At 65.0% G+C, this 23,500-nt stretch carries 21 protein-coding genes and 1 pseudogene; 9 read left to right on the plus strand and 13 right to left on the minus strand.

The window, feature by feature from the left end; all coding sequences use genetic code 11:
• Positions 1 to 40 precede the first annotated feature (40 nt).
• From U5S82_24395 to U5S82_24415, 5 genes are all read right to left on the minus strand, one after another.
• Positions 41 to 487 (minus strand): YaiI/YqxD family protein, encoded by a 447-nt coding sequence (locus tag U5S82_24395; GenBank protein ID MDZ7754704.1) that lies wholly within the window; start codon positions 485 to 487, stop codon positions 41 to 43.
• A gap of 24 nt (positions 488 to 511) precedes the next feature.
• Positions 512 to 2,023 carry a transporter substrate-binding domain-containing protein gene (locus U5S82_24400; GenBank protein ID MDZ7754705.1) on the minus strand — a complete coding sequence of 504 codons (1,512 nt, stop codon included), beginning with the start codon at positions 2,021 to 2,023 and terminating at the stop codon, positions 512 to 514.
• Positions 2,024 to 2,083: 60 nt separating this feature from the next.
• Complete coding sequence (locus U5S82_24405; protein ID MDZ7754706.1) at positions 2,084 to 2,830, minus strand: glycerophosphodiester phosphodiesterase family protein; 747 nt, start codon at positions 2,828 to 2,830, stop codon at positions 2,084 to 2,086.
• Positions 2,831 to 3,001: 171 nt separating this feature from the next.
• On the minus strand, positions 3,002 to 3,223 hold the full coding sequence (locus U5S82_24410) for a toxin-antitoxin system HicB family antitoxin (protein MDZ7754707.1): 222 nt from the start codon (positions 3,221 to 3,223) through the stop codon (positions 3,002 to 3,004).
• Between the two features lies 1 nt (position 3,224).
• The gene (locus U5S82_24415) at positions 3,225 to 3,650 is read right to left on the minus strand and encodes a putative toxin-antitoxin system toxin component, PIN family (protein ID MDZ7754708.1); all 426 of its coding nucleotides are present in this window, start codon (positions 3,648 to 3,650) and stop codon (positions 3,225 to 3,227) included.
• A gap of 329 nt (positions 3,651 to 3,979) precedes the next feature.
• On the opposite strand from U5S82_24415, the gene U5S82_24420 reads away from it, so the two are divergent.
• The 8 genes and pseudogenes from U5S82_24420 (at position 3,980) to U5S82_24455 (ending at position 12,570) form a co-directional block, all read left to right on the plus strand.
• Positions 3,980 to 5,812 (plus strand): DEAD/DEAH box helicase, encoded by a 1,833-nt coding sequence (locus U5S82_24420; GenBank protein ID MDZ7754709.1) that lies wholly within the window; start codon positions 3,980 to 3,982, stop codon positions 5,810 to 5,812.
• 231 nt (positions 5,813 to 6,043) lie between these two features.
• Positions 6,044 to 6,724 carry a hypothetical protein gene (locus tag U5S82_24425; protein ID MDZ7754710.1) on the plus strand — a complete coding sequence of 227 codons (681 nt, stop codon included), beginning with the start codon at positions 6,044 to 6,046 and terminating at the stop codon, positions 6,722 to 6,724.
• Positions 6,725 to 6,828: 104 nt separating this feature from the next.
• The gene (locus tag U5S82_24430) at positions 6,829 to 7,107 is read left to right on the plus strand and encodes a ribbon-helix-helix protein, CopG family (GenBank protein MDZ7754711.1); all 279 of its coding nucleotides are present in this window, start codon (positions 6,829 to 6,831) and stop codon (positions 7,105 to 7,107) included.
• A 1,278-nt stretch (positions 7,108 to 8,385) separates the two neighbouring features.
• Positions 8,386 to 9,194: pseudogene (gene ltrA / locus U5S82_24435) on the plus strand (group II intron reverse transcriptase/maturase).
• 6 nt (positions 9,195 to 9,200) lie between these two features.
• The gene (locus U5S82_24440) at positions 9,201 to 9,602 is read left to right on the plus strand and encodes a group II intron maturase-specific domain-containing protein (protein ID MDZ7754712.1); all 402 of its coding nucleotides are present in this window, start codon (positions 9,201 to 9,203) and stop codon (positions 9,600 to 9,602) included.
• A 465-nt stretch (positions 9,603 to 10,067) separates the two neighbouring features.
• A protein-coding gene (locus tag U5S82_24445; protein ID MDZ7754713.1) for an ISNCY family transposase occupies positions 10,068 to 11,568 on the plus strand; the annotation gives its coding sequence in 2 pieces (ribosomal slippage) (positions 10,068 to 10,549 and positions 10,548 to 11,568; 1,503 coding nt in all).
• Between the two features lie 361 nt (positions 11,569 to 11,929).
• Positions 11,930 to 12,190: an AbrB/MazE/SpoVT family DNA-binding domain-containing protein gene (locus U5S82_24450; protein MDZ7754714.1), complete on the plus strand. Its 261-nt coding sequence runs from the start codon at positions 11,930 to 11,932 to the stop codon at positions 12,188 to 12,190.
• Positions 12,190 to 12,570: a type II toxin-antitoxin system VapC family toxin gene (locus U5S82_24455; GenBank protein MDZ7754715.1), complete on the plus strand. Its 381-nt coding sequence runs from the start codon at positions 12,190 to 12,192 to the stop codon at positions 12,568 to 12,570. Before U5S82_24450 ends, U5S82_24455 begins: the two co-directional genes overlap by 1 nt.
• 200 nt (positions 12,571 to 12,770) lie before the next feature.
• On the opposite strand, the gene U5S82_24460 is transcribed toward U5S82_24455, so the two are convergent.
• Genes U5S82_24460 through U5S82_24480 form a run of 5 tightly spaced genes read right to left on the minus strand, consistent with a single transcriptional unit; the run spans position 12,771 to position 17,424 of the window.
• Positions 12,771 to 13,103, minus strand: a complete 333-nt coding sequence (locus U5S82_24460) for a flagellar protein FliT (GenBank protein MDZ7754716.1) — start codon at positions 13,101 to 13,103, stop codon at positions 12,771 to 12,773.
• A 7-nt stretch (positions 13,104 to 13,110) separates the two neighbouring features.
• The gene (fliS, locus tag U5S82_24465) at positions 13,111 to 13,545 is read right to left on the minus strand and encodes a flagellar export chaperone FliS (GenBank protein MDZ7754717.1); all 435 of its coding nucleotides are present in this window, start codon (positions 13,543 to 13,545) and stop codon (positions 13,111 to 13,113) included.
• Between the two features lie 59 nt (positions 13,546 to 13,604).
• Positions 13,605 to 15,020 (minus strand): flagellar filament capping protein FliD, encoded by a 1,416-nt coding sequence (gene fliD / locus U5S82_24470; GenBank protein ID MDZ7754718.1) that lies wholly within the window; start codon positions 15,018 to 15,020, stop codon positions 13,605 to 13,607.
• Positions 15,021 to 15,076: 56 nt separating this feature from the next.
• Positions 15,077 to 15,511 carry a flagellar protein FlaG gene (locus U5S82_24475; GenBank protein ID MDZ7754719.1) on the minus strand — a complete coding sequence of 145 codons (435 nt, stop codon included), beginning with the start codon at positions 15,509 to 15,511 and terminating at the stop codon, positions 15,077 to 15,079.
• A gap of 53 nt (positions 15,512 to 15,564) precedes the next feature.
• A complete protein-coding gene (locus tag U5S82_24480) occupies positions 15,565 to 17,424 on the minus strand; it encodes a flagellin (GenBank protein MDZ7754720.1) in 1,860 nt (619 codons plus the stop codon).
• 695 nt (positions 17,425 to 18,119) lie between these two features.
• On the opposite strand from U5S82_24480, the gene U5S82_24485 reads away from it, so the two are divergent.
• On the plus strand, positions 18,120 to 18,638 hold the full coding sequence (locus tag U5S82_24485) for a transposase (protein ID MDZ7754721.1): 519 nt from the start codon (positions 18,120 to 18,122) through the stop codon (positions 18,636 to 18,638).
• Positions 18,639 to 19,080: 442 nt separating this feature from the next.
• Here the strand turns inward: U5S82_24485 and flgL are convergent, their stop codons facing one another.
• The 3 genes from flgL to flgJ are packed head-to-tail and all read right to left on the minus strand — an operon-like array spanning position 19,081 to position 23,495.
• Complete coding sequence (flgL, locus tag U5S82_24490; protein ID MDZ7754722.1) at positions 19,081 to 20,280, minus strand: flagellar hook-associated protein FlgL; 1,200 nt, start codon at positions 20,278 to 20,280, stop codon at positions 19,081 to 19,083.
• Positions 20,281 to 20,282: 2 nt separating this feature from the next.
• Entirely contained in the window at positions 20,283 to 22,574 is a 2,292-nt protein-coding gene (flgK, locus tag U5S82_24495; protein ID MDZ7754723.1) for a flagellar hook-associated protein FlgK, read from the minus strand.
• Positions 22,575 to 22,577: 3 nt separating this feature from the next.
• On the minus strand, positions 22,578 to 23,495 hold the full coding sequence (gene flgJ, locus U5S82_24500) for a flagellar assembly peptidoglycan hydrolase FlgJ (protein MDZ7754724.1): 918 nt from the start codon (positions 23,493 to 23,495) through the stop codon (positions 22,578 to 22,580).
• Between the last annotated feature and the right edge of the window lie 5 nt (positions 23,496 to 23,500).

The raw sequence follows: 23,500 nt of genomic DNA on the forward strand, positions 1-23,500 counted from the left end.
TGCAGGCCGGCCCTGTTCCATACGGCGCCTCCGTGCGCCGCTATGAATTTCTGGCGAGAAACCGGTCGAGGCTGTTGGCGAAGGCCTGGCGATCGGCCTGCCCCAGCGCCGGCGGGCCGCCGGTGTCCACGCCGCTGGAGCGCAGGGCATCCATGAAGTCCCGCATGCTGAGACGCGCCTTGATGTTGTCGGTGGTGTAGAGCTCGCCCCGGGGATTGAGGGCGTGGCCGCCCTGGGCGATGACCTCCGCCGCCAGGGGGATGTCGGCGGTGATCACCAGATCACCCTTCTCCAGTCGTTTGACGATCTCGTTGTCCGCCACGTCGAAGCCGGACCCCACCTGGAGGGCATCCACGAACGGCGACGGCGGCACCCGCAACGGCTGGTTGGCCACCAAGGTCACCTGCACGCCGGTACGGTCCGCGGCGCGGAACAGGATCTCCTTGACCACGCCCGGGCAGGCGTCGGCATCCACCCAGATCCTCATGGCCAGATCCTCATGGCCGGATCCTCATGGTTTGGCCCCGCCGTCACCCGACCCCGCCGCCAGGGCTCCGTCCTTCACCTCGCGCACCCGCCGGGCCAACTGGTAGGCGACGTAGTACTTCTGGATGTTGGCCACGTAGTCCACCGTCTCCCGTCCCACGATGCGCCCGGCCGCCACCTCCACGTTACCGAACCACACATCCGGGTCGAGCCCCAACTCCGCGGTGAGTTCCCGCATGCGCCGCACCTTGGCCGGACCGGCGTTGTAGGCCGCCCAGGTGAGGGCGCGGCGATCGGCCTCGCCGATGCCCGGATCGGAGAAATAGCGGTCCCGCAGGAAAGCCAGATATTTGGCGCCGGCGTGGATGTTGTCCTCCACGTCAGTGATATCCGGGATCCCCACGTTGGGGTCGGCCGCCGTACTGGGCAGGAGCTGCATGATGCCCACGGCGCCGCGGTGGCTCCTGCGGTCGTGGCGCAGGCCCGATTCCTGGAAGGCCAGGGCCGCCAGGACCAGCTCGTCGAAGCCATAGCGCTGCCCATACTTGCGAAACAGGGCGAAATAGCGGTCCACCCGCCGACCCTCGCCCTCGGTGGGGTCTTCGATCCATTCCGTGCTCTCGAAGTACTTGCGGAACAGGATGTTGCCGATGAGGCTGCCCTTACCCTTGGCGGCGATGAAGCTGTCCAGCTCCGCCTTGAGGCGCGGGTTCGTCTGGCGCACCGCCCAACCCACGGGGTTTTCCTCGGCGATGCGCAGGTCATGGTGCAACACCAGGTCTGGCAGCACCCGCGCCCACAGTTCGGCGCGGTAGCTGTCCACCACCGTGATGTCCACGATGCCGGCGTTCACCATCTCGAGGATATCCTCGCTGAGGAGGTGGGGGTCAGCCTCCATCACCGTGACCGGCGCCAGGCCGCGCTCCCGGAAATCCTCATTGAGGCCTCGCAGGTGTTCCGCGTAGCTGCTGTCACGCAGCACGTAGACCTCGTGGCCCGCCAGATCCTCGAGCCCCTCCGGCGCCGCTACCGCCCCATGGGTGACCACGATCTCGTCCACTACCATGCGCCGGCTGGCGGCGAAATCCACCATCTCGAGGCGCTCGGGCGTTACGGTCAGGAAGGCTGCCGCCACATCCCCCAGGCCGGCGTTAAGGGCCGGGATGAGCCGGTCGAAGGCCACGGGCAGGAAGTGGACCCGGATGCGCCGGGTGGGGTCTTCGATGCCGGCATTCAGCTGTTTTTCGAACTCCCTCAGGAATTCCGCCTGGATACCGCGGATACGGCCACGGTCCAGGAAGAAATCGGTGCGGCTGTAGGTCACCAGGGCCCGCAGCACGCCCCGTTCGCGCATGGCATCGAGGTCGCCGAAACGGGCCTCGCCGACGGACTCGATGAGGTCGAGCAGCTCGTCCTCCGCCGCCGCCGACGCCGGCGCCGCCACGTCCTCCTCCCCCGACCCGCAACTGCCGAGGAGGACCAGAGGCAGGAGGAACAGCAGGGTCAGGAAAAGCGGGGCTTGCCGTCGATAACGCATGGGCTTCGTCACGATGCCGGAATTACAGGGATCAGGCAAGATGACCCCGCCGCTGTCAAGTCAACCGGGAGCCATGGCCCGCAGTCGGTCCGCCATGCCGCATACATCGAAGGTCTCCACCAGATCCACGCCCCGATCCATGAGTGTCGTGGCGCGCCCGGCGTCCACCGTTTCATAGACCACCAGACGCCTGTCGGGCAGGGCCAGGGGGCCATCCTCAGGCAGCAGCTCGGCGTTGCAGAAGTAGTACTCGGGCTCCAGGGCTGCTACTTCGGCGCTGTGATGATGGTCCCAGCGGTCATGCACCAGACCCACGGGCCCGTAAACATGGGCCTGCTCCAGCACCGCCCCATCGAAGGAGATGAACACCACGCGCTCCCGGAAGGCCGCCACCTCCCGGAGCACGGCGTCCAACACGGCCCGGCGCCCGTGGTGGGCCAGGCTCTGGGGCTTCAACTCCACGAACAGCAGAGCCGCGGACGCCTCCTGGAACACAGGCGCCAGATCCGCCAGCAAGGGTACCGGATGGGACGGCGTCCCGGCGTCCGGCTTTGTAGCATGGCGCCGGCACAGGGCCGCCAGATCCTCATGGTCCGTGTCGAAGATGGCGCGGGGCGAATCACACAGGCGCCGCAGATCGGCATCGTGGAGCAGCACCGGCACGCCATTCCGGGTGAGCTGGATATCCACCTCTACGAAGCGGGCGCCACAGGCCAGCGCCGCCGCGACGCCCGCCACGCTGTTCTCCGGAAACCGGGCGGGAAAGCCACGATGGGCCACCAGCCGATGTTCCAAGGGTTCCTTCATGCCTACATCTCCCCGCCGTCTCCACGCGGTCCCCAAAGGGGGCCCTCTGGAGGGGCCAGCACCCATTCAAAGTACTCGATGCCGCTGGGTGGTTCCTCGGCTTCTCTCTCGTCTCGTTCGCGTCTTTCGCGTGTTTCGCGGTTTAGTAGGTCGGGCGATCACGCCTTACAGTCAACCTTCAAAGGCCTTGTCGAGCCGGTCGAGAACATCCAGTCCTCTGGCAATATCACCGTTGGCAGCCATCGCACGAAATCGAGTTTCCGCATCGAACTCTGCAATGGCCTGGGTCGAAAGTTCTTCCATCAGCTTATTCACGCTAATGTGTTTACGTTTGGCCAATGCTTTTAAGCGCATGTGTTTGTCATCGGGAAGCCGAACAGTCAAAGTCGCCATCTCAATCCTCCGTCAAAATCTGCTCGGGTGTCAGTATCTGAATGTCCGGAAACCGAAGCTCAGCTTTGGCAAAATCGCGAATATTGTTTGTTGCGATCCACCGTGCGTTGCCGGCGGTCGCGACTTCGAGCACGTGGTTATCACCCTCGTCGACCAGGTTCGGGCGCCAGAGGTAGAAGATCTGTACCCACTCCGCGACCGAACAAAAAGCCTCAAGGAGGTTTCGAATATCCTCCCGGCTCACTGGACAGAGTTCGATAATCGATTCCCTTGCGCTCACATCTTCGTATTCGGAAAACAATGCATTGCTTAACAGGGGCTTATACCTGCCGAGCAGACATCGCCGCAGGATTTCACGATTTGGCCCCTGCGGACCGATTAGGGCCGCTGTCAATACGCTTGTGTCCACCACAATGCGAGGCTTCATGCCAGAATGATGGCGTATGTGCTATCAAAATGAAAGGGCAACCCTCTACAGGGGCCATGCCCTTTTAAGTACTCGATACCGCCGGGTGGTTCCTCGGCTTCTCTCTCGTCTCGTTCGCGTCTTTCGCGTATTTCGCGGTTTAGTGTTCTTGGCACGAAGGCCCCGGGGGCGGATGTGTTACCCTAACCCGCGTTCTTGGGGTCCCAACTGACGGCCCCCCCGAACCCGCGGCCCCCTCCCCGCGGCGTGCGATCGGCGGCGGCCACCCTGCCGGTGGTCCGTACCGAGTGCACCGGCACTGCCGTACCCCCAGCCCATCCAGGTGAACCATGAATAGCGACACGGTGTCCCCGTTCGGCCAGCTTAACCTCAAGGAAGCCCTCCTCGAGGCCCTGGACGACGTGGGTTACGAAACCCCCTCCCCCATCCAGGCCAGCACCATCCCGCTGCTGCTGGAGGGCCGGGACCTCCTCGGTCAGGCCCAGACCGGCACCGGCAAGACCGCGGCCTTCGCCCTGCCCCTGCTGTCCAACCTCGACCTGGCCGCCGCCGGGCCCCAGGTGCTGGTGCTGGCGCCCACCCGGGAACTCGCCCTGCAGGTGGCGGAGGCCTTCCAGAAGTATGCCTCCCACATGAAGGGCTTCCACGTTCTGCCCGTCTACGGTGGCCAGGACTACCGCGCCCAGATCCGCGCCCTGGAGCGCGGCGTCCATGTAGTGGTGGGTACCCCGGGCCGGGTCACGGACCACATGCGCCGCGGCACCCTCAAGCTGGACCACCTGCGCACCCTGGTGCTGGACGAGGCCGACGAGATGCTGCGCATGGGCTTCATCGACGAGGTGGAGTGGATCCTGGAGCAGACCCCGCCCCAGCGCCAGACCGCCCTCTTCTCGGCCACCCTGCCGGCGCGCATCCGGGGGATCGCCGCCAAACACCTGCGCGAGCCCGCCGAGGTCACCATCAAGGTCAACACGGGCTCGGCCGAGACCATCCGCCAGCGCTACTGGCCGGTGAGCGGCCTGCACAAGCTCGACGCCCTGACCCGGATCCTCGAGGCCGAGCCCTTCGATGCCACGCTGATCTTCGTGCGCACCAAGATCGCCACCGCCGAGCTGTCGGAGAAACTGGAGGCCCGGGGCTATGCCTCGGCGCCCTTGAACGGCGACATCCCCCAGAACCTGCGAGAACGCACCGTGGCCCAGCTCAAGAACGGTCAACTGGACATCATTGTGGCCACCGACGTGGCGGCCCGGGGCCTGGACGTGGAACGCATCAGCCACGTCATCAACTACGATATCCCTTACGACACCGAGGCCTACATCCACCGCATCGGCCGCACCGGCCGCGCCGGCCGTCAGGGCGATGCCATCCTGTTCGTGGCGCCGCGGGAGAAACGCCTGCTGTACGCCATCGAGAAGGCCACCAAGCGCAAGATCGAGCTCATGGAGCTGCCCTCCACGGAACTCATCAACGACAAACGCATCGCCCGCTTCAAACAACGCATCACAGATACCCTGGGCACCGACGACCTGGAGCTGTTCCACGAGTTGATCGCCCAGTACGAACAGGAGCACAACGTCCCCGCCCAGGAGATCGCCGCCGCTCTCGCCTACCTGTTACAGGGCGAGACCCCCCTGCTCATAACCCACCGCGAAGACGCCCGGAGCCCGGCGCCGCGCAGCCCCGCCCCCGCTGCGGAGAGCCGCGAGAGACGCCCGGCCAGGGGACCCGGCAAGGACTCGGAGAAGAGGCCCCACAAGGGCGCGGACAAGCCCGGGGAACGGCAACGCCCCCTGCGTGAGGGCCTGGTGCGCTATCGCGTGGAGGTGGGCCACCAGCACAAGGTCAAGCCCGCCAACATCGTCGGCGCCATCGCCAACGAGGCCGGCATGGAGGGCCGCTACATCGGCAACATCGACATCCGCGACGACCACAGCCTCGTGGACCTGCCCGAAGGCATGCCCAAGGAGATCTTCAATGACCTGAAAAAGGTATGGGTGGCGGGCCAGCGCCTGAACATCTCCCGGGTGACCGAGGATGGCAGCCCCATCAAGACGGCCGAGCGCCCCGCCTCAAGGCCCAAGCGCCCGGCCAAGGTGGAAAAGCCCGCCAGGAAACCCAAGAAGAAACTCACCCTGGCACGCAAGAAGCCATCGAAGTAGGGGCCGTTCCCATCAAGCATCCCATAGGAGGGGGCGTTCAAGGGTAAGAGACACCCCACCTCGTCATGCCGGGCTTGACCCGGTATCCAGGGCGGCGAGTACCATGGCCGGGATGGCGCCTCTGGCCCACGTGCCTGTGGCGGCCCTGGATTACGGCTTTCGCCGCAATGACAAAATGGGCGGCTTCATGCCGGGGAAAAGGGGACGGAGGGATTAACCTCTTAATAAATCATGCCGCGATCGAAACTGCTGGCGACGGCACGTATTCCCGATACCGACACCGAACTCAAGCTGCACGCGCACGCTGACCGGTTCGCGATTTCGATTCCGGGCCGCGGCGAGTTGATGAACAGCCGTGTGCATCGCTCCGAGATCGCGCTGGCCGAAATGACCTGCACGCGCGTGGCCGGCCGGGCCGGCCTGCGCGTGCTGGTCGGCGGGCTGGGCATGGGCTTCACGCTGGCCGCCACGCTTGACGCGGTCGGGCCGGATGCCCGGATCGTGGTCGCGGAACTAGTGCCGGAGGTCGTTGACTGGAACCGCGAGATCATCGGTGCCCCGGCCGGCCATCCGCTCGACGACCCGAGAGCGGAGGTTTTCGTCGGCGACGTCGCGCAACTGGTGCGTGAACAGCGCGGAGGTCTCGATGCCATCATGATGGACGTCGACAACGGTCCGGAGGCGCTGATCCGGCCTGAAAACGACTGGTTGTATTCTCCGGCCGGCCTGGCGGCCACGCGCCGGGCGCTGAAGCTGAACGGGGTGTTGGCGGTCTGGTCGGCATCTTCCGATCGCCGGTTCACCAAGCGGCTGGAACAAGCCGGCTTCGACGTCGAGCTTGAGATAGTGCGTCCGCACCGGGCCGGCAAGGGCGCGCGCCATGTCATATGGTTTGCTTCGCGCAGGGATTGACCGGTGGCGCATCAATTGTCGGCCTAAAATCCGGCGGATCACAGGCCCTGCGCTCGGCACCCTCTCAAGTTGACAGTGCCTGAGTATGGCCATACCTTTCTCGTATGACAGCATCGACCATCAAATCTACCTATTCACTTGACCCGCAGACGGTTCGAGACCTCGAGCGGCTGGCGCGCCGGTTCGGAACGTCGAAATCTGAAGTCTTGCGCCGGGCGGTGCAATCGTTGGCGAACCGGGAGACGCAACTGGAATCAAACGGCCTGCAGGCGTTGGATGAACTGCAGAAAAGCGTCTCTTTGACCACAGGCCGCGCCGAAGATTGGGCAGCGCAAGTCCGGCGCGAGCGCGCTACGATCGGGCGCAGCGAGATGGATGGCTGAAACTTCCATTCATGTGGACACCTGCCTCCTGATCCGAGCGCTGGTTCCGGGTACGGAAGCGGACAGTCGCTTGCGGGAATAGAATAATAGGGGACAGCAGCGGCTTGGCAATGCCGCACATTCGCAATGTCAGGCTCGACACGGCCTCGGACCCCGGAGAGTGCCCGTCATGCTTTTGCCAAGGCGCATGACGGCTGTTGCCTGCTGGTGGGGCAAACCCATCGGCACTCACCAACGAATTTTTCGGAGCTCTACACCTTCAAGGTCGGCTTCACCCATTACCGCGGCCCCGCCGGCTGCGGCTGGGTATGGAACTGACCATCGATGATCTCCCCGGTCCACACCCTCCGGCAGGGCTTCCAGGGCGCCATAGATGTCGTGCTGCAGGGCCGAATGGGGCATCGTAGGTTCCTTCCGCGTCACGTTTACCATGTTTCGGATACTACACGACACGAAAGGCCCTCCGCGATTCATCCAGGTAGGCGCCGAGCCCCTTCGGCAATTCATCTTCGACGATGGCACCCCCACCGCCCAATCGGCCAGAGGGCTGGCCTCCTACACCTACATCGCAAATCGCCCCTCGGTAGGAGCCGAACCCCCTCGGCGATTCATCTTCGACGATGGCACCCCCACCGCCCAATCGGCCAGAGGGCTGGCCTCCTAGTGCGTCCGTGGAGGCGCATTTTCTGCACGGTGAGAGTCCGTGTCGGGGTAAGCCAAGGCCCCGTAGTCGAAGGTAACTGCGTCGTCGCGAGGCGGGGTGGAGAGCAACCGGAGGCGAACTGGCGGTCCGTAGGATGACGAACTCGATTCGGCGGTACGGGACGGCGAGCCCGCTAGGAGAAGGTGAAGCCTGAAAATCATCGGATGCGCTGGGATTGGCGTGGAAAGCGACATTCGGGTCCCCTCCGTGGTTGGAGACGGAACGCTGGGAAGGAAATGCGAGAGAAGCGGGGAGACCTGACCGCCGTGGTGACGGTGGGCAGGAGTCAGAGCCTTCGTAGTACTGAACGGTTCTGCTGCGGTCATGGCGAGGTGCTGCGGAAACGCGGACCCAAGAGTTGGAGGGCGTCCTCCGCCTAAAACCGTGGGTGGTGCCGGGAAAGCGCGAAGAACAGAAATCGCGCCGAGGGAAGGGAGGCAGGAAGGTGGATGGGTGAAGTCTGGAGGAGGTGAGCGCGTATGCAAAGGGTCGAGAGTGTCTCGCAAGAGGCTAAGCCAGACTCGTCCAACCCGGTGGAATGGCCGTGGGTGGACCGCACGATCTGGACGGAGCGCATGTTGGCGGCGCTGGGTAACGGCGTCCAAGGGACGAAGTGGTTCAGTCTGATCGACAAGGTGCATCGCCCCCAGACCCTGGAACGGGCGTGGCAGGATGTGCGGGCCAACCGGGGTTCAGCGGGGGTGGATGGCCAGAGTGTGCAGCGTTTTGAGGCCCATGCCGAGCGGTATCTGGCGGAGTTGGGAGAGGCGCTGGGAATTGGACGGTACCGACCGGATGCGGTGCGTCGGGTGGAGATTCCGAAGGGGACAGGGACGCGTCCCCTGGGCATTCCGACGGTGAAGGACCGGATTGTGCAGGCGGCGATGAAGCGGGTGCTCGAGCCGATTTTCGAGCACCAGTTTTTGCCGATGAGTTACGGGTTTCGCCCGGGTCGCGGGTGCAAGGATGCGCTGCGGGAAGTGGATGGGCTGGTTCGGGAGGGCTACACCCATGTGGTGGATGCCGACCTGGCCCAGTACTTCGACACCATCCCGCACGAAGCGTTGATGGCCCGGGTCGAGGACCGGATCAGCGATGGTCGGATCCTCGACCTGCTGCGCGCCTGGTTGCGCCAGGACGTGGTGGCGGAGATAGCGCGCTGGACGCCGACCCGGGCTCGCCCCAAGGGGCGGTGATCAGTCCGTTACTCGCGAATCTGTACCTGCACGGGCTGGATGTACACATGACCCAGCGCGGCTATCGGATGGTTCGGTATGCTGACGACCTCGTGATCCCGTGTGCCAGTCCGGACGAAGCCCAGGAGGCGCTGCAGGAGTTGCGGCACTGGGTGGAGGCCAATGGTCTGCAACTGCACCCGGCGAAGACCCGTGTGGGGGATTGCCGGCAGCCCGGGGAAGGCTTTGAGTTTCTCGGGTACCGGTTTGAAGCGGGACGGCGGTGGGTACGCAAGAAGAGCCGCAAGGCCCTTTACGACCGGGTCCGGGCCAAAACCCGGCGCAGTCGTGGGGATTCGCTGGCGCGGATTGTGGCCGACCTGAACCCGATGCTTCGTGGCTGGTTCGTGTATTTCCAGCACGCGCACCCGTGGACCTTTCCTCGCGTGGACGGTTTTGTCCGACGTCGATTACGGGCGCTGTTGCGCAAGCAGCAGAAGCGCCCGGGAGCGGGTCATTGTCAGTCCGACCATCTCCGCTGGCCGAACGCGTTCTTCGCTGCGGCTGGGCTTTTCACCATGACCGAAGCCCGGACGTTGGCGAGCCAATCCCGATGAGGTAACCACCGACTGGAGAGCCGTGTGCGGGAGAACCGCATGCACGGTTCGGAGGGCGGGGAGGGTCACTCCTTCCCGACCCCTATCGGGTGGGATCTAGTCGCCCTCGCAATCAATCCTTCGCCAGATATGCGCGGGGTTGGACCGCCATCGATACGGAAATTGAGGCCGGGAAATCACGACGAGGGCGTCGCTCCACAAGAGTAATCGAAGCCCCCGGCCTTATCCCTTTTCGCGCCTTTCGTAGTTAGTGCCTGCACGAGAAACTCAAAAGAGTTTATTGATCAACGGCATAAGCTAATAATCGCGACGCGAAGAATGCGACGGTTCCGTTTGCTGGATTGCAAGATAAATCTGTAACGCATTGATCTGCATTGATATAATGGCGGTGTAACCGGTGAGGGCCGGACGGTACAGGCGCACAAGGCCCTTGAGAGACGCAATCTTCGCCAGGATGAAATTCGTATGCGCAAGGTGATCGAGCCGCAAATGCAGATCGGCGAGCAGGACATCGGCGCGATTTGGCTCGATCCCAAATCGCGCGATGACATCCCGCAGCTCCTGCGGGGACTGCAGCACATCTACACCACGCCCGCGTTGCGCGAGCGGGTTTTCGCGATCCTTGAAGAGGTGCGCCCGGTACGTGATAGCGAGGCAGAAAATGTCCTGGTGGCCCCTGACGCCGGTCGGCCGGGGATGTCGCAGTGGAAGATCCTGGTGCTTGGCGTACTGCGCCTGGGGCTCAGTGCCGACTACGACAGGGTCCGGGAACTGGCCAACGAGCACAACACGATCCGCCAGTTCCTCGGGCACGGCGACTGGACCGACACCTATCTCTACCCGATGCAGACGCTACGGGATAATCTGCGCCTGTTCACCCCGGAGCTCCTGGACCGGATCAATCAAGAGGTGGTGCGTGCGGGGCACAAGGCGCTAAAAAAACCTAGAAGAAGGGCTCGTCGGGCGCTGTGACTCGTTCGTGGTGGAGACCGATGTGCATTTCCCCACCGACATCAACTTGCTGCTCGACGCCATCCGTAAGGTCATCGATTTGAGCACCGAACTGGCCGAACTCCACGCGCTGCCCGGTTGGCGTCAGCATGCCCACCATCAGCGCCAGTTTAAGCGCCAGTACCGAATCGTCCAGCGGCTCAAACACTCCACCTCCAAGGACGAAGACAAGCGTCAAGCCAAACTGCAGGATATCGCCGAGGCCCACGGCACCTACCTGGAACTGGCCGAGGACCACCTGACCCGTGCCGAGCAGATCCGCCAGAAAGTGCCGGCCTCCTGTGCGCTGAGCGAGGGGCTGCTGCGCGAGCTTGATGAATTCATGACCCACGCCAATCGGCAGATCGATCAGATCCGCCGCCGCGTGCTCCAGGGCGAGCGCATCCCCCACAATGAGAAGGTCTTCTCGTTGTTCGAGCCCCACACCGAGTGGATCAGCAAGGGCAAGGCCGGGGTGCCGGTGGAGTTGGGGTTGCGGGTGTGCGTGATGGAGGACAGCGACCGTTTCATCCTGCACCACCAGGTGATGCAGATGTGCACCGATGATCAGGTGGCCGTACCGATGGTTGAGGAGACGAAGGAGCGATTTGCGCCACTGCGCGCTGTTAGCATGGACAAGGGCTTCCACAGTCCAGCCAACCAGGCGGCCTTGGCTGAGCGTCTGGAGCGGGTGGTCCTGCCGAAGAAGGGTCGTCTCTCTCAGGCCGACAAGGTGCGCGAGAGTGATGAGGAATTTCTGCGCCTGCGCCATCGCCATTCGGCGGTGGAGTCGGCCATCAATGCCCTGGAGGTTCATGGTCTGGACAAGTGTCCGGACCACGGCATCGAGGGCTTCAAGCGCTATGTGGCGCTGGCCGTGCTCGCACGCAACATTCACCGCCTTGGCGCGCTGCTGCGTCAGCAAGAACAAGAGCGGGAGCGGCGAAGGCGCGGCCCCTACCGAAAGGCTGCCTGAGCAGCGCTCCGAAGCCGATACCGCGCCACGCGGACAGGAGAGGAGCGTCTGCACATCACCATCAATGCGAAGCATTCGCATTGGATGACGCCACGCATCTCAAAACAGTCGCCAAGGTGGAACACCGGCCATCAGTACCTGAGTGTCACGCTGGGAATTTGCCGGGAAATACGGGTTTTCGTACAGGCACTAGTTAACAGGTTTTTCGCTGTAGACCTCCAGCACCCGCTCCCGCCACGCCATAGGCGCATGGCATGGAGACCACTGCGGGCAGGAATCTGGCGCTCGTCGGTCAGGGATGACTGGTTAAAGGGGTCTGGTTATGGCACGCTTCCCTGTGATGTGGCATGAGATGGGAAAGATGGCAGAAAACCACAATGAGATTCAGGTAGGCGCCCAGGGGCGACTGGTGATTCCCGCTGCCCTGCGTAAGGCCCTGCACTTGAAGCCGGGGGACCGGCTGGTGGCGCGGCAGGTGGGGGATGCCCTTGTCCTGGAGCGGCGCGAGGCCGTGGTCAAGCGGCTGCGCGGTGCCTTCGCCCATATTCCTCCGAACAGAAGCCTGGTAGACGAACTTATCGCCGAGCGCCGGGCGGAGGCCGCCAGGGAAGTGGAAGAGTAGTGGCCATGGTCCTGGATGCATCGGCGCTGCTGACGCTGATGCACGATGAGCCTGGCGCCGATAGGGTAGAGGCTGCGTTGGTCGGGGCACGGGTCTCTGCCGTCAACTGGGCGGAGGTAGTGCAGAAGGCATTATGGCTGGAAGTGGATTCGACGTGGTTGCGTGAAGGAATCATTGATGTTGGCGTGGTGGTCGAGCCGTTCACCGTGGATCAGGCGGAAGCGGCGGCTCACCTGTGGCGGCGCACGCGTTCCCACGGACTGTCACTGGCGGACCGCGCTTGTCTGGCGCTGGCCCAGGATTACCAGTGCCCCGTCCTGACCGCCGATCGGGCCTGGCATGCGCTTGATGTGGGATTGGAAATCGAACTGCTGCGCTGATGTAGGTGTGGCGCCCCGCCGCGATGAGGGCAGGCGAATCGCGACGAGGGCGTCGCTTCTGGGGTAATCGAAGCACCGGCCTTCTCCCTTGTCGCGTCTTTCGTGGTTAAGCTCTTTTCTTTTTTCTTTTCCCTTTTCCCATTTCCCTTGTCCCCACTCTCCAGGCTCATAGCCCGCAACACCTAAGTATCGGACCGGCGCTACGGGTTGGAACGGCCGGTGTAGGCGGCGTGCATCTTGCGGCCGTGTTTCATGCGGCTTAGGGACGACAGGAGATTGCCGCGGGCGGCAAGGGTCTGCCGTTCGAGTTCGGCATTGAGGCCCTGCAGGCGTTCGAGGCGGGGGCGATGGGCGGGGTCAAGGGGCGCCAGGTCGGCGAGCATCTCGGCCAGCACGCGGCGGCGCGGCGCGGTGGCCATAAGGGCGTCCCAGGACTGTGCCTCGGCCTGCTGCAGCATGGTCCGGTAGACGGTGGTCAGCTCGTCGAGCACGGCCGCCGTCGGGTCGCCGGGGTGTGGGTGAGTGGGATTCATCAGGGGCTCAGGGGCTCACAGCCTTATCGGCGCCGGCGACGCGTCCGTTCTCGCTGCCGAGCTTACCCGGGATCTGGTCCCAGGCGCCCTTGATCTCGGCCAGCAGGCCGCGGACCTCCTGGAGCTTGGCGGCGTCGTTCTCGATGTTGGCCTCGGTGAGACGGCGGGTCATGTAGTCGTACAGGCGGTCGAGGTTGGTGGCGATGTCGCCGCCCTTTTCCAGGTCCAGGCTACCCTGGAGGCCGCCGATGATGGAGATGGCCTGGCCGATGGCGGCGCCCTTGAGGGCCACCTCCCGGCGCTCGATGTGGCCGGCGGCGGCGGCGATGCGTGACAGGGCACCGTCCATCAGCATCTGCACCAGGCGATGGGGAGTGGCCTCCTCCACGGCGGACTTCGCGCCCACGTTCTGATACTGCTTGAGCGCCTTCTGGTTGAGCATGCTCTTATCCTCTTTGGTTGGATGGCGCCGCCGGGCGGGGCTCCTGGGGCGGGCACGGGTTAGCGGTTTGTCCTGCCGGGCACCGGTATGTTCTCGAGCTGCTGGGTCAGGAAGTTGCCGGTATTTTGCAATTGCGATACCAGCTGGTCCATGGCCGTGAACTGGGCCAGCAGGCGCGACTCCAGGGCGTCGATGCGCCGATCCAGGTTCAGGCGCCGGTCGCCGATGTCCTCGATGCGGCCGTTGAGGCCATCGATGCGGTTGTCCAACAGACCGTTATTCTGCAGGAAGCCGTCCAGCATGCCGCCGGCGCGGGCCACCAGCCCGGTCTCGCCACCGAACAGGGCCGCCACCGCCGCGGGATTGTCGTCGAGGGCCGCGGTGAGGGTCGCATTATTCACCGTGAGGCGGCCGTCGTCGCCGGTGGTGATGCCCAGGGCGGCGAGGCTGTTGACCTCCCCCGCGGCCCCGACCCGATCGAACAGGGTGCTACGCAGCCTCGAATCGAGAATGCGCAGGGTGGAATCGCCCAGCAACGGCCCCCCGCGGCGGGTGTCGGGGTCGAAGCCAGTGAGGCTGTCCCGCAGCTCCGCGAAACCATTGAATGCCGTCACGAAGGCGTTTACGGCCGTGCCGGCCGCACCGGTGTCCTCGCCGATGGTGAGGGTGGCGGGGTTACCCGGATCGGCGCTCAAGAGTTCCAGGGTGACGCCGTCGATGAGGTCGTCCACAGTATTGGCCGAGCGGGTGGCCGCCTGGCCGTCTATGCGGATGAGGGCATCTTCGGCGGGGTCCAGCTCGATGAGCTGGGTGGCCCCCGAGCCCTGGGGGTCATACACCAGGCGGGACAGGCCGGTGGCGTCGGTACTGTCGCCGTCGCCGTCGCTGGTGGTCACGGTGAGGGCGTTGGCGCTGCCCGGCTCGCGGGCGGTAAGCACCAAGCGGCTCTCGGTACCGCCCGTGCCGTCGTCCACGTTGACGATACCGGCACTGACCAGGGTGTTGTCGGCGGCCTCGTTGATGGCGTCGCGTATCGCCCCCAGGCTGCCGTCACCGGCATCCACGGTGAAGCTGCTGTCGCCGCCGGCGATGGTCAGGGTGCCGGTGCCGACGATGGCGTCGGGCCCACTGAAGCCCGTGGAGCGCAGCTTCTGGGCGCTGGCCAGGCGTTCAACCTCGATGGCGAAACTGCCGGTGGCGGCACCGCCTTGGGCCGTCGCCGTGAATTGCTCGGGTGCTGCGGAAGTGACGCTGCGGCCCTGGAACAGCCCGTCCCCACCCAGGCCGTCCAGGGCACTTTGGAGGTCGGCGAGGGCCGATTTCAGCAGGCTGAAGCCGGACAGCTCGGCCTGAAGCCCGGCCTCGCGGCGGTCCAGGCGCTGCACCGTGGGCTGGCGCTCGGAAGCCACCAGTTGGTTCACCAGGCTGTTGATATCGATGCCCGAACCCACTCCGCTGACGGAAATACCTGCCATAACCTCGACTCCTCAGAAAACCGTTGCGGGGAAATATGCAAGAAAAGATGCAAACCCTATGCCTTTTCCTGCAGCAGCCCGCTGTCAAACTCCTTGAGTTGGCGGAGCACGTTCAGCACCTGCTCCGGGGGGATCTGGCGGATGAGTTCCTCGGTGTTGGCGTCGTAGACCTCGATGACGGGCCGACCGCTGGCATCGTCGACGCTGAACTTGAGTTCCCTGCGAATGCTCTGGGCCAGGTCGTTGAGTTCGCCCACCGCCGCGTCGATTTCCTGCGGGCTCAGGTTGCCCGTCGCCTGCTCGCGGCCGGCTGCGGCGGCGGGACCGGCGCGTGCCTGCTGGGCCGCGGCGCTCTCGCCGGCGGCACCCGACCGGGGCACTCCCTCACTCAGGGCCCGCTGACCCTGGGAGGCAGGGTCCGGAGCGGGCCGCGCGCTACTTTGCGCCAGCCCAACCTGCCGAAGCAGACCGACATTCAAATCGATAGTCATGTCGTTACCCTCCGGGGACGGGACCCGTTGCGGGCCCCGCCCCACCGGCTAGGTTACTGGAGCAGCGCCAGCACGTTCTGCGGCTGGACGTTGGCCTGGGACAGCACCGAGATGCCGGCCTGCTGCAGGATCTGGGCGCGGGTCAGGGCCGCCGTCTCGGCGGCGAAGTCCGCGTCCAGGATCCGCGAGCGGGCGGCCGACAGGTTCTCCGTCGCACTGGCCAGGTTGGCGATGGTGGACTCGAAGCGGTTCTGGATGGCACCGAAGGTGCTGCGCAGATCCGACACCGAGGTCAGGGCCGCGTCGACCGAAAAGATGGCCGCGTTGGAACCGTCCACCGTCGCCACGCTGGCCTCGGCGAGGGTACCCGTGGGGGCGAAGGCCGTGTCCGTGAACACTGTGCCGGCCTGGGTACCACCGATGGTGATGGCCTCACCCGAGGTGATGCTCAGCACGTTGTCGCTGTCCAGGGTGGCCGAGCCGTTGCTGCCGAGGGCCTCGTTCACCGCGTCCGCAAAGGCCTGGACCGTGGAGAACATCCCGTCCTCCACTGCCAGCGCGGCGTTGTCGCCGAACTGGATGGTCAGGTTGTCTGTTTCGTCGAGGGTCAGGGTGGAGGCCGGAACGGCGGCCTCGTCGGCGACGCCGGCCGTGCTGGTTCCGGTGACGGCAGTGCCATCCAGGGTGACCGAGAAGCTGCCGGCGATGTTGGCATCATCCGTAATGGTTATGGTGCCGCTATCCTCAGTAGCGGTTGCTGCGGTACCGAGTTCGCTATTGATGGCATTAAGCAGCGTCGTGATGTCGGCTGCATCCCCGTTCGAAAGATCCTGGGTGAGCGGGACGGTGAAGTCTGTTGTTCCATCAGTGTCGGTGATGACCAGATTGGCGTTGGCGTTTTCTTCATCCAGACCATCGGCAGAAGTCACCCCGGTAATCCCAGTCAAGGAGGAGTCAGTGCCATTGCCATCCGCGTTAGCGTTGAAGCTGTCTATGGATACCGTTGTTCCTGTCCCCGTTGTCTGGTTGGTGATAACGATATCCGTGCCGTCTACGGAAGCGACGAAGTGGCCATCAAATCCCAGACCATCAGTATTATCGTTTAGTGCAGTTGCAACATCAGCGAGCGATGCTCCACTTAAATCTGTATTCAAAGTAACCGTCGACGTCTCTGTACCATCGGTAACATCAAAACTCACAGTATCAGTAGTGAAATTCACTTGAAGCTGAGCAGCCGCGAAGGTCGCGGTTCCACCAGTCGCTGCCTGCGTAACCTCGCTATAATCCGTTCCAACGACCTCTGTCGCGTCGAACGCGAAGGTGGCCGCAGAGCCGGGGACGGCATCGCTGCCCTCGGCGATGAGGTCGGACAGATCCACAGAGGTGGCGGTGGCCACGGCGCCCACGTCGGCGGTGCGGGTGCTGGTGCCGAGGTCGAGGCCGATGGTCTGGCCCACGTTGGCGCCCACCTGGAACTGGGCGGTGCCGAAGGTGCCGTCCAGCACGTTGCGGCCGTTGAAGGAGGTCTGGCTGGCGATGCGGTCGATCTCCGACAGGCGCTGCTGCACTTCCTGGTTGAGGGTGGCGCGGTCGCTGTCGGAGTTGGTGGCATTGACCGACTGCACCGCCAGTTCGCGGATGCGCTGCAGATTCTGAGTCACCTCGCCCAGCGCCGCCTCCGCCGTCTGGGCCAGGGAAATGCCGTCATTGGCGTTGCGGCTGGCCTGGTTGAGGCCGTTGATCTGGGTGGTGAAGCGCTCGGAGATGGCCAACCCCGCCGCGTCGTCGGCGGCGTTGTTGATGCGCAGGCCCGAGGACAGGCGCTCCAAAGAAGTGGCCAGGGCGTTCTGGGAGGTATTCAGATTGCGCTGGGCGTTGAGGGACAGGATATTGGTGTTGATGACTTGTGCCATTGTCGGTCTCCTTTGGCCCCGGGGCTGCGGCAAGGCCGCGCCGGCACGGGGCTGCAGGTTGATATTTGACGGATGTTCCCATCGAGTGGGCTCTTACCGCCTCCGGTAATGACAGCGGCCTCCCGCAGGGAAACTTTATGCCCGCCGGCCAAAAAAATTCCCCGCGTGACGCCCGTCACAAACCGGCGTTGTGCCCCGATTTTTCAACCGCTTGCATAACAAGGAGTTAACGCCGAAGGTTAATGCCCATCATCAAGGTTGCTCAACCGTCGCGCCCACCCCAATTGCGGGCCCGCCCCCGGCTCCCGCCGGTGGGTCCGCTGCGCTTGACCCACCCTACGGCGCTACGACTCCGGCAAATGGTGGGTCCGCTGCGCTTGACCCACCCTACGCTGCTACGACCCCGGCAAATGGTGGGTCCGCTGCGCTTGACCCACCCTACCCTGCCACGACCCCGCAAAACGTAGGGTGGAACAAGCGCAGCGGTTCCACCGTTCCAAGCCCCGCACATCGCCCCACCGCCCGCCGTGGGTCCGCTGCGCTTGACCCACCCTACGATGCTACGACTCCGGCAAATGGTGGGTCCGCTGCGCTTGACCCACCCTACCCTGCCACGCCCCCGCAAAACGTAGGGTGGAACAAGCGCAGCGGTTCCACCATAATCTCCACTCTCAACTTCCACGGACGGAAACGCCATGAGCCGCTATCGACGCGCCCACATTCCGGGCGGCTGTTTCTTCTTTACGGTGGTCACCCACGACCGCGTGCCCCTGTTCCGCGATGAGTCGGCGGTGGCACGGCTACGCAATGCCCTGCGTCGGGTAACGGCAAAACGCCCATTCACCATAGATGCCATCGTGGTCCTGCCGGATCATATCCATGCACTGTGGCACCTGCCGGAGGGGGACGGGGATTTCTCCGAGCGCTGGCGGCTCATAAAACATTACTTCACGGCCAATATCAGAGCCGCAAACCCTGCCTTGTGCGCCACCCCCATCTGGCAACGTCGATTCTGGGAGCACGCCATCCGCGACGAGTCAGACTGGAGGAACCATCTGGATTACATCCATTACAACCCGGTTCACCATGGCTATGTGCGAAGCCCCGCCGATTGGCCGTATGGGTCATTTCATCGAGCCGTGGAGGCCGGCTGGTACGCGCCGGATTGGGGGGAGACGCGGCCCCACGATATTGCCGGCATGGCGCCGGAGTGATTCGTATGGTCAACACGGGACATTGCCCCCGCCCCCGCCGGTGGGTCCGCTGCGCTTGACCCATCCTACGGCGCCACGACCTTGGCAAGTGGTGGGTCCGCTGCGCTTGACCCACCCTACGCTGCTACGACCCCGGCAAATGGTGGGTCCGCTGCGCTTGACCCACCCTACCCTGCCACGACCCCGCAAAACGTAGGGTGGAACAAGCGCAGCGGTTCCACCGTTCCAAGCCCCGCACATCGCCCCACCGCCCGCCGTGGGTCCGCTGCGCTTGACCCACCCTACGGCGCTACGACTCCGGCAAATGGTGGGTCCGCTGCGCTTGACCCACCCTACGGCGGGGATCTTTTCCCTTTTCGCGCAATTTCGCGTCTTTCGCGGTTACGCTTTTCGCTTTTCGCCGTTCAGGCTCGGCTCGCCAGTCGGTCAGGCGGGTCAGGCGCTACAGGAAATTGAACAGGGACAGGCCCTGGATGCGGGTGAAGGCCTGCTGGGCGGCCTGAAGGGCGGTGAGTTGAAGGTTGAAGTCGCTGGCGGCCTTGGCGAAATCCAGGTCTTCGAGTTCGGACAGGGTGGTCTCGGTGAACAGGTTCACGTCCTGGCGGATATTGTCCTCGTCCTCGATGGTGGCGAGGCGTGCCCCCACCTGGGCGCGGATGTCGAGGATGTTCTCCAGGGCCTGGTCCAGGTCCGCCAGGCTGCGGCCGATGGCGTTGTTGAAACCGCCGTCCGGGTTGGCGGTGGCGACGTTGCCGCGCAGGGCGTCGATGGTATTCTGGACGGTGGTGAACAGGTCCTGGCTGGTGCTGGCGGTCACAGCGAAGGCGTCGCCGGCGGCGGGCCGGCCCTGGATGCGTACCTGGATGCCCTGAAAGGCGATGGTGTCGCCGGGCTGGAAGGTGCCGCCGGCCACCACGACTTCGGTGGCGTCGTTCACCACCTGGAAGACGTCGGACGCGGTGAAGTCGATGGTGTAGTCGGCGGCGTCGAAGGCCCCGGGATCCACCACCGAGCCACCGCCGGCCACCCCGCTGCCGGTGTTGCCGGGGGCATCGGTGATGCGGAAGGTGCCGTTGCCGTTGGGGATGCGCTGGAACACCTCGACGCCGTCATCACCCACGGGCATGCGCCGGCCGGGGCCGATGAGGAGTTCGCGCTGATCCTGGTCGCCGTTGTAGGTGACCGCATTGCCCGGGCCGCGGGCGAAGGGTTCGGTGAGGGTGCGGTTGCCGGCGAATATGTACTCGCCGTTGGCGTCCCGGGTATTGGAAAGGGCGAGCAAGGCGTCCAGGGACTGCTCCACGTCCGCGGCCACGAAGCGCCGATCGGCGGCACTCAGGGAGGCATTGGCGCCCTGCACGGCACGGTCGCGGATCCCCTGCAGGATATCGGTGACGTTGGCGAGCACGGTCTCTTCCAACTGCAGGCGGTTCGTGGCCCGGTTGGCGTTGCGGGCAAACTGGGCGTTGCCGTTGAGCTGTTCCTTGAGGGTCAGGATACGCTCGGCCGCGGCGGGGTCATCGGCCGGGGTCAGCACGCGGCGACCGCTGGCGAGCCTGGACTGGGTGGTGGCCAGCTCTACCTGGCGGTCGTTGATGGCGGCGACGGCCTGGCGCTGGATCTCCAGGGTGGATATTCTCATGGTCAACCCCTCGTGACGGAAAGCAGTTCCTGGAAGATAGTATCGGCCGTGGAGATGATTCGTGCAGCGGCCTGGTAGGACTGCTGGAACAGCAGCAGGTCGGCGGCCTCCTCGTCCAGGTTGACGCCCGACACCGCGGAGCGCGCCGCCTGGGTATTGTCCAGCAGGGTGCGCTGGGCCGACAGGTTGATGCCCGCCTCACGGGTGGTGCCGCCGATCTGCACCACCAGCTCGCCGTAGGCATCCTGGAAGTTGGCGGTGCCGCCGTTGAGTACGGTGGCGATCTGGAGATCCGCCAGGGCCAGGGCGTTGCGGTTGTCGCCCACGCCGAAGGTGTTGGGCGTGACGGTGAAGACGTCGCCGTTGACGGGTTCCCCCTCGACGGCGACGCGAATGCCACTGAACTCGATGGGCGCCCCGGAGCTATAGGCATCGCTGGCGATGGCGTTGGCGCCGCCGTCCAGGACCACGTAGCTGTCGGCGGCGGCGGAGAAGGTGAGCTCACTGGTATCGGCCGCACCGCTCAGGGCACCGCCGAAATAGCCGGTGATGGTGTCGCCGGCATCCGACGCCCCCGTGAGCGTCTCCCTCACCACGATGTCGCCGGTGGTGGCCGGGTCCCGGGTGAGGAACAGGCTGCCCCCCTCCACCAGGGCCCGCACCCCGGTGGTAACCGTGTCGTCGTTGATCTCCGCGGCGATGGCCGCGGCGTCGGCCAAGGGGATATCCGCTACATTCTGGCGGTAGACGATGACCCCGTCGATGCTGAGGTCGTAACCCAGAGTCAGGGTGTCGTCGATCCCGGTATCGCTGAAGGTACCCCGGCCGCCCCCCGCCGCGCCCGTGGCATCCGCCAGGACGATCTCATAATCGTCCGGCGCATAGGCCACCGGGTCCACGACCGCCGCCGGCGACACCGCCCCGAGGCCGGCGTTGTCCACCGCGGCGGCGCTGGCCGCGGGCGATCCGGCTGCGATGTTGAGGGGGTTTGATATCTCCGTGGCCAGGTCTCGGGCGGCGAAGCGCGTGGGCCGGATGAGAAAACCATCACCCTCGTCCACCGTGCCCGTCACCGTCAGCTCGATGCCATCCACCGTGGTGGTGGCGGCCGCCGGCAGGCCTGTGAAGTCAGCGGATACGTTGGTTACCACGCCATCGGACAGGCGCGTGAGGCTGAAGGTGGAGCCGTTGCGCTCCAAGCGGTAATCGCTGGTGGTGAGTTGGCCGATGTCGGTGATGACCGCCTCTACGGCGGCGGTACCGGTGTTGCGGCTGCTGGCGGATACCGCCGCGCTGGTATCCGCCAAGTCATTGAAGAAGGCCCCACCCAGATTGCCCTGCAGATCGAGGCCCTGGCGGTGCTGCGCGTTCACCGTGTCGGCGAGGCCCACCGCGATGCGCCCGAAGATGTTGCGAGCCGGGTCGATGAGTGTCTCCCTGACTTCCAGCAGCCCCCCCAACTCGCCACCCCTGATGAACTGGGAAATCACGGGATTGCCGGGCACGTTGGCCAGAGCCACCTCGCTCCGGGTGGGGTCGAATTCGTTGCCGGTCACCGCCAGCCGGTTGGCGAAGGTATCCACCACGATAGGCTGGCCACTGCCGATAGATACGTTCACCGTCCGATCCGCCTGTTCCAACACAGCCACATCCACCAGCTCCGACAGCTGGCGCAGCAACTCGTCGCGCTGGTCCAGCAGATCGTTGGGCTGGGAGTTGGTGGAGACCGACACGGCGCGGCGGATATCGCCATTCAGGGTGGCAAGGTTCTCGGCGAAACCATTGATGAGGCTTACCGCTTGGCCGACGCGGCTGTTGATGGAGGACTCGATGCTGGCGAACTGGCCGTCGAGGCCGGCGAAGCGCTCCACGAGGGCATCCGCCTGGGACAGCAGCACGCTGCGGGGGGCCGTGGACACCGGGTCGTTGGCCACGTCCTGCACGGCGGAGAAGAAGGCGTCGATGGCCGGCGACAGGCCGGCATCCGGAGAGGCCACCAGGTTGTCCAGCCGAGACGCCAGGTCGTTCACGGTATTGAGACGCTCGAGGTTTGCCGTGCCGGAGCGGATGTCCGCGACCAGGAACTGGTTCACCGAGCGGCGGATATCGCTGACCTGAACACCGGTGCCCTTGAAGCCGCCGTCGATGAACTGGGGCGCCCTGGCGGTGATGTCGTTGCGCTGGCGGCTGAAGGCGGGGTTGTTCACGTTGGCGATGTTGTGGCTCACCGTGCTCAGGGCCCGCTGGGAAGTCTGCAGTGCGGATACGCCGATGCCGAAGAGGGAATTGCCCATGGCTCATATGCTCCAGTTCAGGTCGCGCTGCCAGATGGCCAGCACTTTGTCGGCATAGCGGGGATCGGTGGCGTAGCCGGCCTCGTGGAGGCCTCGCATGAAGCCGGAGGCATCGGGCGCGCGCTCCAGGGCTTCGGTATAACGGGCGCCCGACTGCAGGAAAGCCACGTAGTCCTGGAAACTGGCGGCGTAGGAATCATAGGCACGGAACGCCGCCTGCTCGCGTTGGGCCACGCCGTCCCGGAACTCCACCGTGGACAGGCTCACCCGCGGGCCGTCCCAGCGCCCGTCCGCCTTGATGCCGAAGAGGTTGTGGGAGCTGGAGCCGTCGGGGTGGCGCGGTACCGCCCGACCCCAGCCCGTCTCCAGGGCCACCTGGGCCAGCAGCAGGCCGGCGGGCACCCCCAGGCGGCGGGCCGCCTCCTCGGCTGCCGGCCGCAACGCGTCGATGAAGGCCTGGCGGTCCGGGAAGTCCGCGCCATGCACCGCGGCCGGCGCCACCGCCGCCGGCGGCCTGCGTGAGGCGAAGGTGCGCAGCGGTGGCGCCAGTTCGCCCGCGGTCCCGCGGGTCCCGTCTGCACCCTCCCCGGCTCCCGGGCCGTTCACCAGGGGTGTGAGCTGGCGCTTGAGCATGTCGGCGATACCGAGGCTGCCGTTGCGGGACAGCTCCACGCTCAACTGGTCATCCAGCATGCCCTGGTAGAACTCCACCTCGCGACTGCCGGTGAGGGGATCGCCGAAACCGGCCTCGCGCATGGACTTCAGCATCATCTGCATGAACATGGATTCGAACTGCCGGGCCACCTCGTCGAGGGTGGCGCCGGCATCCCGGCGCGCGTCGGTACGCAGGCGCGCGAGGGCGGCAAAATCGGTGTAGCTCCCGGCTGCAGGACTCTGGACGCTATGGCTGGCGGGTAGCATGGTCG

The organism is Gammaproteobacteria bacterium (assembly GCA_034522055.1).
Classification (GTDB): domain Bacteria; phylum Pseudomonadota; class Gammaproteobacteria; order JAABTG01; family JAABTG01; genus JAABTG01.